The 11,746-nt window shown below is 67.8% G+C and carries 2 protein-coding genes and 1 pseudogene; 2 read left to right on the top strand and 1 reads right to left on the bottom strand.

The features are described 5' to 3' along the window. A pseudogene (locus tag AC1D1Z_RS28475) lies at nt 1–449 on the bottom strand (hypothetical protein); the annotation flags it as partial. Here AC1D1Z_RS28475 and AC1D1Z_RS28470 point away from each other — a divergent pair. Both AC1D1Z_RS28470 and AC1D1Z_RS28465 read left to right on the top strand, forming a co-directional pair. Beyond that, on the top strand, nt 430–10,467 hold the full coding sequence (locus AC1D1Z_RS28470; RefSeq protein WP_477852284.1) for a YDG domain-containing protein: 10,038 nt from the start codon (nt 430–432) through the stop codon (nt 10,465–10,467). The pseudogene AC1D1Z_RS28475 and the gene AC1D1Z_RS28470 overlap by 20 nt on opposite strands. Nucleotides 10,468–10,540: 73 nt before the next feature. Then, nucleotides 10,541–11,569: an SPFH domain-containing protein gene (locus AC1D1Z_RS28465; protein WP_477852283.1), complete on the top strand. Its 1,029-nt coding sequence runs from the start codon at nt 10,541–10,543 to the stop codon at nt 11,567–11,569. The last annotated feature ends 177 nt before the right edge of the window (nt 11,570–11,746 follow it).

Here is an 11,746-nt window from a genome sequence, read left to right as displayed (position 1 = left end):
GTGAACCTTTCGGCGGCCAATATCACCAGCACCGCGGCCGGTAGCATCACCACCACCGGCGCCGGCAATACCAATGCCGGCAACGTCACCCTCAACGCCACAGGGACTGTCAACCTGCTCGGGGCCATCAACGCCATAGGAGGCACTGCCACCACCGGCAACCCGGGCCGCAGCGGCGGGGCCGTCAGCATCTCGGGCGCCGGTGTCTCCACCGCCGCCATCACCGCCAGCGGTTCCGCCGGGCTGGGGGCTGGACAGGCAGGTGGTACGGGCGGCAGTATCAGCATTACCTCCACCGGCGGCATCTCCAGCACAGGCACCCTCACGGCCAGTGGCGGTGCCGCTGGCACGACGGGCATCGCGGCCGGGGGCAACGCGGGCAGCATCATCCTGGCTAACAGCGGCACCGGTAACGTCGCTGTGAGCGGGTTGACCGCCAGCACCGGCAATGCGGTCACCACCGGCGCTGGCGGCACGGCTGGCAGCATCTCCGTGACCAACAGCGTGGCCAGCGCCAGCCTGGGCGCCGGCAACATCACCACCCAGGGCGGCAACAATGGCGACGGTGGCGCTATCACGCTCAATTCCGCCGGTGCATTGAGCGCGGGCACCGTCACCAGCACCGGCGGCACGGCATTGGCCAACACTGCAGGCCGCAATGCCGGTGCAATCAACATCACGGCGGCCGGCGCCATCACCGCGCTGGGCGCCGTAACGGCCAACGGCACGGCCGGCAACACGGCCGGCAACGGCGGCAACGCGGGCGCAGTCTCCATAGTCGCCGCGGGCGGCATCGCAGGCGCAGCCATGACCGCCAGTGGCGGGGCCGGTGTGGGCGCCAATGCGTCGGGCGGCAATGCAGGAACCATCACGGTTACCAACAGCGGTGCCGGCAACATCACTGCCGCCGCGCTGGCCGCACAGACCGGCACGGCCACGGGCACCGGTACCGGCGGTGCGGCCGGCACCATTTCGGTGACGAATACGGCTGCCGCGGGCAACCTGACGACCGCGGGAGTCACCACGACGGGCGGAGCCAAAGGCGACGGCGGCGCCGTGAACCTGAGTGCGCTGGGAGCTTTGTCCACCGGCGCTGCTGGCACCATCAACACGGCCGGTGGCGTCACGCTGGCAGGCTATGCCGGCCGCAATGCCGGCGCCGTCACACTCTCGGGTGCAAGCGTAAGCACCGGCACGGGCAACATCACCGCCAACGGCACGCCGGGTATAGGCGCTGGCCAAAATGGCGGCAATGGCGCCAATGTGCAAGTCACGGCCACGGGCGCCATCACTGCCGGTGCCATCAATACAACGGGCGGTGYGGGCATTGCCACCCTGGCCAGCGGCGGCAATGCGGGCACGATCACCGTCATCAACAACTCGGCGACGGTGGGCGCCATCTCACTGGGAGGGCTGAGCTCCAGCAGTGGAGCGGCCTTCGGGACCGGCGCTGGCGGCACGGCCGGTGCCGTGCAGGTGACCAACAATGCGGCCGGGCAAGGCCTCACCACGGGGGCCATCACGGCCAACGGCGGCACCAACAGCGCCGGTGCCGATGTCACCCTGAGCTCACAAGGTGCCCTTACCGTCAGCGGGCTGATCACCACCAGCGGCGGCGCGTTGGGTACCGGTATGACCGCAGCAGGCAAGAACGCCGGCAACGTCACGATCACGGGCGTCAACCGCGCCATCACCGGTGCCATCACCGCCAGCGGCGGTGCAGGGATGGGTACCAACCAGGCCGGCGGCAATGCCGGCGTGGTGAGCATCACCGGCAGCGGCAGCCTGGGCACGAACAACATCGCAACACAAACCGGTGCAGCGACGGGTACCGGCGCGGGCGGCACAGCAGGCAGCATCATGTTGGACGGCACGGCAGTGACCACTGGTACCCTGACGACCACGGGCGGCGCCAACGGCAACGGCGGCACTGTCAGCGTCACCTCGACGGCCGGCGTTTTGACGACAGGCGCGATCGTTTCCAGCGGCGGCACAGCCAATGCGGGAACGGCCGGGCGCAATGCCGGAACGGTGACGCTGCAGGCCACGGGTGGTCTGTTGACCGGCGCCACCATGACCGCCAGCGGCACGAACGGCACTCTGACGGGCGACCAGGCCGGCGGCAACGGTGCGGCGATCTCCATTACCGGCAACAGTGGCATCAGCGTCACCAATCTCGCGGCCAGCGGCGGCGCGGGTGTGGGCACCAATGCTGCCGGCGGAAATGCCGGCAGTATCACGGTCAACAACAGCGGCAGCGGAAACATCACCACCGGAACCCTGGCGGCCCAAACCGGCAATGCAATCGGCACGGGCGCAGGGGGCACCGCGGCCAGCGTCGCCGTCACGAATACGGCAGCGGCCGGCAATGTCACGACGGCAGGCATCACCACCACCGGCGGCACCAAAGGCGACGGCGGTGCCGTCACCCTGAGTGCCCTGGGTGCGCTGTCCACTGGTGCTGCAGGCGCGATCAATACGGCCGGCGGCGTCACCTTGGCGGGCAATGCAGGCCGCAATGCCGGCACCGTCACGCTCTCAGGCGCAAGCGTGAGCACCGGTACCGGAAACATCACGGCCAACGGCACGCCAGGCATAGGCGCCGGCCAAAGCGGCGGCAACGGCGCCAATGTGCAAATCACGGCTGCCGCGGGCGGCATCACCGCAGGCGCCATCAACACCACGGGCGGTGCGGGCATTGCCACGCCGGCCAACGGCGGCAGCGCGGGCAGCATCACCGTCATCAACAATTCGGCCACCACCGGCGCCATCTCGCTGGGAGCACTGAGCTCCAACAGCGGGGCTGCTTTCGGCGCCGGCACGGGCGGCACCGCCGGCGCTGTGCAGGTGACCAACAACGCGGCCGGGCAAGCCCTCGCCATCGCAGGGGCTGTGACGGCCAATGGCGGCACCAACAGCGCCGGCGCCGACGTCGTCCTGAGTTCGCAAGGCGCTCTCACGGTCGGCGGAACGATCAACACCAGCGGCGGCGCTATCGGCGCCGGGGTGACCGCCGCAGGAAAAAACGCCGGCAACATCACCCTGAGTGGCGTCAACCGCTCGGTCACGGGCCTGATCACCGCCAGCGGCGGCGCGGGGCTGGGTGCCAACCAGGCGGGTGGCAACGCCGGCGTGGTGAGCATTACCGGCAGCGGCACACTTGGCGCGGCCGGCATCACGTCCCAAACAGGTGCCGCAACAGGAACGGGTGCCGGCGGCAACGCCGGCAGCATCACGTTGACAGGTAGCGCCGTCACAGCCGGCGCGCTGACGACCACAGGCACCGCCAACGGCGACGGCGGCGCCGTCAGTGTCACGTCCACGGCGGGCGTTTTGACRGCCGGYGTCATCAATACCAGCGGTGGCGCGGCCAATGCCGGCACGGCGGGTCGCAACGCAGCRGCGGTCACCTTGCAGGTCACGGGCGGCCTGCTCACCGGCACGACCATTACGGCCAGCGGTACCAATGGCGCGCTGGCAGGCGACCAGGCCGGCGGCAATGGCGCGGCGATTTCCCTTGGCGGCAACAGCGGCATCACGGTGACCAACCTCACAGCCAGTGGCGGCGCAGGCGTGGGTACCAACGCGGCCGGCGGCAATGCCGGCAGCATCACGGTCAACAACAGCGGCAGCGGCAATATCGCCACCGGAACGCTGACGGCGCAAACCGGCAATGCGGTAGGCACAGGTGCAGGCGGCACGGCCGGTAGCGTCAGCGTGGCCAACGCGGCGGCCGGCGGTACCTTGTCCACCGCGGCCATCCTCACCAGCGGTGGTGTCAAGGGCAACGGCGGCAATGTCAATCTGTCGGCGCTGGGTCAGGTGTCCATTGTCAACAACAACATCACCACCAGCGGTGGCACCACGGTCAGTGGCCTGGCCGGCCGTAATGCCGGTACCGTCACCATCAGCGGCGGCGGCCTCAATATGGGAACGGGCACCATCACGGCCAGCGGTGGCGCGGCAGCTGCCACGTCGAACCAGAAAGGTGGCAGCGGCGCGGCCGTCAGCATCACGACCACCGATGCCGTGACCACGGGCGCGCTCACCGCCAGCGGCGGCACGGGTGGCACCACGAACGGTGACGGTGGTGATGCCGGCAGCATCACGGTGCAGAACAATTCCACATCGGCAGGCGCGATTGCCTTGGGTGGGCTTACGGCACGTACGGGCGCGGCAGTGGGTACAGGTGCCGGCGGCGCGGCCGGCGGCATCAGCGTGACCAACAACGCGGCCGGCGCCAACATCGGAACCGGCGCGATAGACAGCAGCGGCACGGCAGGCGGCAACGGCGGCTCGGTCGCACTGGCCTCGCAGGGCGGCGTGACGGTTACCGGCACGCTGAACACCAGCGGCACGGCGCTGGCCGGTGGCACCGGCGCTGGCCGCAATGCGGGCAATATTACGGTGACGGGCGTCAACCGCTCGGTCACGGGTCTGGTCAGCGCCAGTGGCAGCGCGGGCCTGGGCACCAACCAGGCCGGCGGCAATGCCGGTGTGGTGAGCATCACGGGCAGCGGTACGCTGGGCACCGCGGCAGTGACGRCCTCAACGGGTGGCGCGACCGGAACGGGCGCCGGCGGTACGGCCGGCAGCATCACGCTGAACGGAACGGCGCTGACAGTCGGTGCGCTTACCACCACGGGTGGCGCCAACGGCAACGGCGGCAACATCAGCGTCACCTCGACGGGCGGTGTTTTGACGACAGGCGCGGTTGTTTCCAGCGGCGGCACCGCCAACGCGGGCACGACGGGACGCAACGCAGGTTCCGTCACGCTGCAGGCCACAGGAGGCCTGCTGACCGGCACCACCGTGACTGCCAGCGGCACGAATGGCACGCTGACGGGTGACCAGGCCGGCGGCAACGGTGCGGCGATTTCCATTAGCGGCAACAACGGCATCACGGTCACCAATCTCGTGGCGAGCGGCGGCGCAGCGGTCGGCACCAATGCGGCCGGGGGCAATGCCGGCAGCATCACCGTCAACAACAGCGGCAGCGGCAATATCACCACCGGAACGCTGACGGTGCAAACCGGTAACGCGCTGGGCACCGGCGCGGGCGGCACGGCCGGCGGTGTTTCCGTGAGCAACACCGCCGCTGCGGGAACACTGTCCACTGCGGCTGTCACCACCACCGGTGGTGCCAAGGGCAACGGCGGCAACGTCAGCCTTTCGGCGCTGGGCCAGGTAGCTATCGTCAATAACAACATCACCACCAGCGGCGGCACCACGGTCAGTGGTCTGGCTGGCCGTGATGCGGGCACAGTCACCATCAGCGGCGCCGGCCTCAACATGGGCACCGGCATCATCACCGCTAGCGGCGGTGCGGCAGCGGCCACGTCCAGTCAAAAGGGCGGCAGCGGCGGCGCCGTCAGCATCACCTCCACGGGGGCGGTCACTACCGCAGGCATGACGGCCAGCGGGGGGGCAGGCGGAACCACCAACGGCGACGGCGGCAACGCGGGCAGCATCGGCGTGGCCAACACCGTTGCCGGTGCTGTCACGGTGGGTGCACTGGCTGCGCAAAGCGGCAATGCAGCCGGCACGGGCGCAGGCGGTTCGGCAGGCAGCATTACCCTGAGCAACACGGCTGGCAACCTCACGGCGGGTACGCTGACCACTACGGGCGGCACTTCGGGCCACGGCGGCAATGTCAGCGTCAGCGGATCCGGCGGCGCAGTGGCGGTCGGCGCCATAGTCACCAGCGGCGGCACGACTGCCGGCACGGCCAACGGGCGCAATGCCGGCACGGTAGACATCTCCGGCGCAGGCGTCACCACGGCGGCCATCACGGCCAACGGCACCAACGCCAGCACCGCGGGTGCCGGCGGCAACGGTGGTGCGGTCACAGTCAATTCCACGGCAGCCATCGGCAGCACCGGCGTGATCAGCGCCATTGGCGGCAACGGCGCGGGCGTCAACCAGGCTGGCGGGCAGGGCGCCGCGGTGTCGATGGCTTCCACCGGCGGCAATGTATCGGTCGCCGCCATCACCACCACCGGCGGCAACGGCGGCGCAGGCGTGGCGGCGGGCGGCAACGCAGGCGCCATCACACTCGACGCAGCGGGCGCCACGCCGACCATCACCCTTGCCGGCGGGCTTACAGCGTTAGGTGGCAACCAGGTCGGCGGCGCGGTCTCCGGTGCTGGCGGTGCGATCCGTATCAAGGATGACGCACTGCTCAATACGGCCAGCATCACTGTGGACTCGCGCGGCGGCAATGCCGGCGCGGGTGCCGGCGCCAATATCCAGTTCGACGGAGCGGTCAACAGCCAGGCCTCGGGCCGTACGCTGATCCTGCAGGCAGGCAACGGCGACGTGAGCATTGCCGGCGCCACGGGCGCCAGCCTGGCCCTGTCGGCGCTGACCGTAACCGCCAACGACATCGCCGTGGGCGCCATGGGCGGTGCTTCGGTGGGCGTCACAGGCGCCACTTCCCTGACGGCCACTACCGCCGGCGCCGACACCGGCGACATCAGCCTCAATGGCGCGCTCAACGTCAGTGCGTTGGCCCTGACGGCCGGAAGCGCGCTCACGCAAACCAGCGCCATCAAGGCAACCACTGCGACCCTGGCGGCCGGCGCCGGCAACAACATCACGCTGACCAACGCCGGCAACGATTTCACGGGGGCGGTGGCTGTTACCACGGGCAATAACGTCAGCATCACCGATAGCAATGCGCTGGTGATGGGGACCTCAGTGGTGTCGGGCTCTCTGGCGCTGAATACGGCCGGCGCCATCACACAGACCGGCGCGGTGACGGTCACCGGCGCCACCACGCTGGCCGCCGGCGCGGCCAACGACATCACGCTGGCCAATGCCGCCAACAATTTCTCCAGCGTGGCCATCACCAGCGGCAACAACGTCTCGCTGCGCGATGCCAATGCCGTGGTGCTGGGCACCTCCGTTGCCAATAGCAGCCTGACAGTGGTGGCCGGCGCGACCATCACCCAGACGGGTGCCATCACCGCGCCCACGCTGGTGGCCAAAACGCTGTCCGCAGGCACGGCGAACATCACATTGAACAATGCCGCCAACGAGGTCGCCACGGTCGATCTGCGTGCCCGCAATGCCACCGACACAGCCAATGCCAATGGGGCAGTCAGCTATCGCGACGCCACCGGCTTCGACGTGGCCGCTGTCAACACCACAGGGGCATTGACGCTGCAATCCGGCGGCAACATTACGCAGTCGGGCGCTGTGACGACGGCCTCGCTGGCAGTGGCCGGCACGGGCGCAGGCTCGTTGAACCTTGGCACCCAGGCCAACAACATCGCCACCCTCAATGCCATCACGGCGGCGGGCGGCTTCACACTGAATAACGGCAACAACAGCACAACGGTGGCTGGCAACATCAGCACCGTCAACAACGCTGTCGCCATAGACACCGGCACCGGCGCGTACACGCAGAACAACGTCGACGTGGTTGCCGGCAGCGGGCCCATCACGATCACGGCCGACACGGTCGCCATCGCCGCGAACACCGGCAACAACGCGCTGGCGACCAGTGGCGCGTTGACGCTCAAGGCGAAAACCGCGAGCCGCACCATGTCACTGTCGGGCGCTTCGGGCTTTGACCTCACGGCCGCGGAAGTCAGCGCCTTCGCCACGGGTGCCACCGGCCCCATCATCATCGGCGATACGGCCAGCACTGGCGCCATGACCATAGGCGGCGCGGTCGGCCTGGCCGGCAAGACCCTGACGCTCAATGCCGGCTCCATCACCGATGTGGGTGTGCAAACCATCACCGCGCAGAACCTCACCCTCAATGCCAACGGCCAGATCGGCACCGACGCCAGCAACGGCATCGACGTGGCGGCCGGCAACCTGAGTGTCAACACCACCGGTAATGCCAACGCCTTCGTGCGCAGCACGGGCGCCGTCAACCTGGGTGTGGGCAGCACGGCCTCAAACGTCGGCAGCGGCACACTGAACCTGACAGCACTGGGCGCGGTCACCCAGACTGCAGGTACCGGCAACATCACGGCCGGCACGCTGCAGGTCAAAACGCTGGTCAACGCCGGCGGTGGCATCACGCTCAACAACAGCGGCAACACCAACACCGCCATCAACCTGCAGGCCCGCAATGCCGCAGACACGGCCAATGCGGCGGGGGCCATCCAGTACAGCAGCGCGGCCGGATTCGACGTGGCAGCCATTGCGACCACCGGCAACGTCACCCTGTCTGCAGGCGGTGCTGTCAGCCAGTCTGGCGCCATCGCGGCCTCGGGACTTGCGCTGACGGGCGCCGCCGGCGCCTACACCCTGGCAAACGCGGGCAATGCCGTCACCACGCTCGCCGCCAGCACCGGCAGCGTCGACTACAGGCAGGCCGGCGCAATGGTTGTGGGCACGGTCGGCGCGACAGCAGGCGTAACCGCCACAGGCGCGGTCAAAATTGAAACCACCGGCGCGGCGTCAAATCTCACGTTGAACAATGCCGTGAATTCTTCCGCCACCGGCGATGCCGTGGTCCTCAAGGCCGGCAGCGCCAACGCGGCCGGCGTCAGCACCGGCGGCCAGCTCGTCAACAATGTGGGCGCGGGCGGCATCGTGGCCGCATCCGGCCGCTACCTGGTCTACAGCGGCGACCCCGGCACCACGCTTGAGGGCGTTGCCGGCTACAGCAAGCGCTACAACAGCGACGCCAGCTATGTACCGGCCGGCAGCGCAAATACTTTCCTCTMCCGCGTCGCGCCGACCTTGACGGTTACGGCCGACAACAAGACCAAGGTGTATGGCGACACCAACCCGCTGCTGACGGGCGTGGTAAGCGGGCTGATCGACGGTGACACGATCGCCGGCCTGGGCGTGAACTACACCACCACAGCCGTTGACCGGACAGCCGTGGCGGCCGGACCGGTGGCTATCACTGCCGGTGTAGGTACCAACAGCGAAAACTACACCCTGGCCTTGACCAATGGCGCGCTGACCATCACGCCGCGCGCGTTGACGGTCAGCGCCACCGGCCAGAACCGTGTCTATGACGGCGGCGTCGCAGCCACCGTCACGCTCACCGACAACCGCCTCAGCGGCGACGTATTGACCGCCACGAATACCGCCGCGAGCTTTATCGACAAGAACGTCGGCACCGGCAAGACCGTGAACGTCAGCGGCATTGCCCTCACCGGCGCCGATGCGGGCAACTACAGCGCCAACACCACGGCAGCCACCACGGCCAACGTCACACAGCGCGCGCTCACGGTCGGCGCCACCGGCCAGAACCGTGTGTATGACGGCGGAACCGTTGCCACCGTGACGCTTTCCGACAACCGCATCGCGGGTGATGTGCTGACCGCCAGCAATACGGCCGCGAATTTCACCGACAAGAACGCGGGTATCGGCAAGACGGTCAACGTCACCGGAATCGCTCTCACCGGCACTGACGCCGGGAACTACACGGCCAACACCACGGCTGCCACCACGGCCGACATCACGCAGCGCGCTCTCACGGTCAGCGCCACGGGAACCAACAAGGTTTACGACGGCAACATGGCAGCCGGCGTTACCATGGCGGATAACCGCGTCGCCGGTGACGTGCTCACCACCAGCAACACGGCGGCCAGCTTTGGCGACAAGAACGTGGGCACCGGCAAGGCCGTCAGCGTCAGCGGCATCGGCATCACCGGCACCGATGCTGGCAATTACACGTTCAACACGACGACGGCGACCACGGCAAACATCACCCAGCGCGCGCTCACCGTGGGCGCCGCGGCCCAAAACAAGGTGTACGACGGCGGCACTGCCGCAACCGTGACACTGGCCGACAACCGGGTTGCCGGCGATGTACTCGCGGCCAGCAACACGTCGGCAAGCTTTGCCGACAAGAATGCAGGCGTGGGTAAAACCGTCAACGTCGGCGGCATTGCCATCACCGGCACCGATGCGGTCAACTACAGCGTCAACAGCACGGCCGCCACCACGGCCAGCATCACGCCGGCTTCGATTGCGAATGTCAGCGGCATCACCGCCGCGAACAAGGTGCAGGACGGCACCACATCAGCCACGCTGGCGACCGGCGGCGCGGCCTTTGCCGGCCGCATAGGCGCGGACGTGCTGACGGTGGGCGCCGCGACCGGCAACTTCGACACACCCGCCGTCGGCAACGGCAAGCCCGTCAGCATTACCGGTATCACCCTGTCAGGCGCCGACGCGGGCAACTACACCTTGCAGAATACGGCGGCCGTCACGACAGCCAATATCACGCCTGCCCCGGCCAGTACCGCGGAGCGTACCGGTGACGCGCGTATTGTGAACGGTACGGCGCTGCCAGTCCTGGAAGGCGATGAGCGCCGTCAGCAGTCCCTGCGCGCCTTCGGCATCAAGGATGAAGGCGGCGTTGCGGCCGATGGGCCGACTTTCCGCCTGGCAGGGTTCCCTGATCCGCGCAGTGCCGGGTTGGTCCCGCAGGACTGCGCGGAGCAGGGCCGCGGCCTGAACTGCACTGGAGGCGGTCAGGGCCAGTAAATAACGTAAAAAAGTCGTTATCGGCGGGTATCATGTGGCCGACAACCACTCAAGGGAGCGCGCTATGGCCTTAATGGACTTCATCAAGAAACAGTTCATCGACATCATCCAGTGGACCGAGGACGACGACGGCACACTGGCCTGGCGTTTTCCGATGGCCGACATGGAAATCCAGTACGGCGCCTCGCTCACTGTGCGCGAATCGCAAATGGCGGTCTTCGTCAACGAGGGCAAGATCGCCGACGTGTTCGGTCCCGGCATGTACAAGCTGACGACGCAGACCATTCCGGTGCTGACCTACCTCAAGAACTGGGACAAGCTGTTCGAGTCTCCCTTCAAGAGCGACGTCTACTTCTTCAGCACCCGCCAGCAGATCGACCAGAAGTGGGGTACGCCCCAGCCCATCACCATTCGCGACAAGGACTTCGGTGCTGTCCGGCTGCGCGCCTTCGGCAACTACAACTTCCGTGTTGCCGACCCCAAGCTTTTCCACACCGAAATTTCAGGCACGCGCGACCGCTACACCACGGCCGACCTTGACGGACAGCTGCGCGGCCTGGTGCTGCAGAACATTTCCGCCGCCATTGCAGCCAGCGACATTGCCTTCCTCGATCTGGCCGCGAACCAGCTCGTGTTTGCACAGGCGCTGGCGGCGCAGCTCGTGCCCGAATTTGCCAAGATCGGCCTGAAGCTCGAGGGCATGACGGTGCAGAACCTCTCGCTGCCCGAAGAGCTGCAAAAAATCCTCGACCAGAAAATCGGCATGGGCATGGTCGGCAACGACATGGGCAAGTTCATGCAGTACCAGACGGCGCAGGCCATTCCCAAGTTCGCCGAGGGTGCCGGGTCGGGCGGCGGCATTGCCGGCGACGCCATGGGCCTGGGTGCYGGTGTGGCGCTGGGCCAGGTGCTGGCGCAAAACCTGCAGCAGGGCCTGCAGGGCGGCGCAGCCCAGGCGGCTTCGGCTGCCGCCGCCGCGGCGGTCAAGCCAGACGATGTCATGGCAACGCTCGAGAAGCTGGGGGAACTCAAGGCCAAGGGAATCCTCACGCAGGAAGAGTTCGACGCCAAGAAGGCCGAGTTGCTCAAAAAGTTAGTTTAAGTATGTGGCCCCCACGCTTGTCACTTCGTGTACTGCGCTGCCCCCCGAGGGGGCCGTCGCTTGCTCGGGGCGGCCCTTCGCTGCGCGTGCCTTCTGTCCGGCACTGAGCTTCATCTGCTGTGACTGACGTCACCCAGCAACGCGCCTACCGCGCGCCGTGTCCCGGCTGCGGTGCGC

The organism is Rhizobium sp. P1_E1, from assembly GCF_056406015.1.
This window is presented reverse-complemented; position numbering and strand designations above follow the sequence as displayed.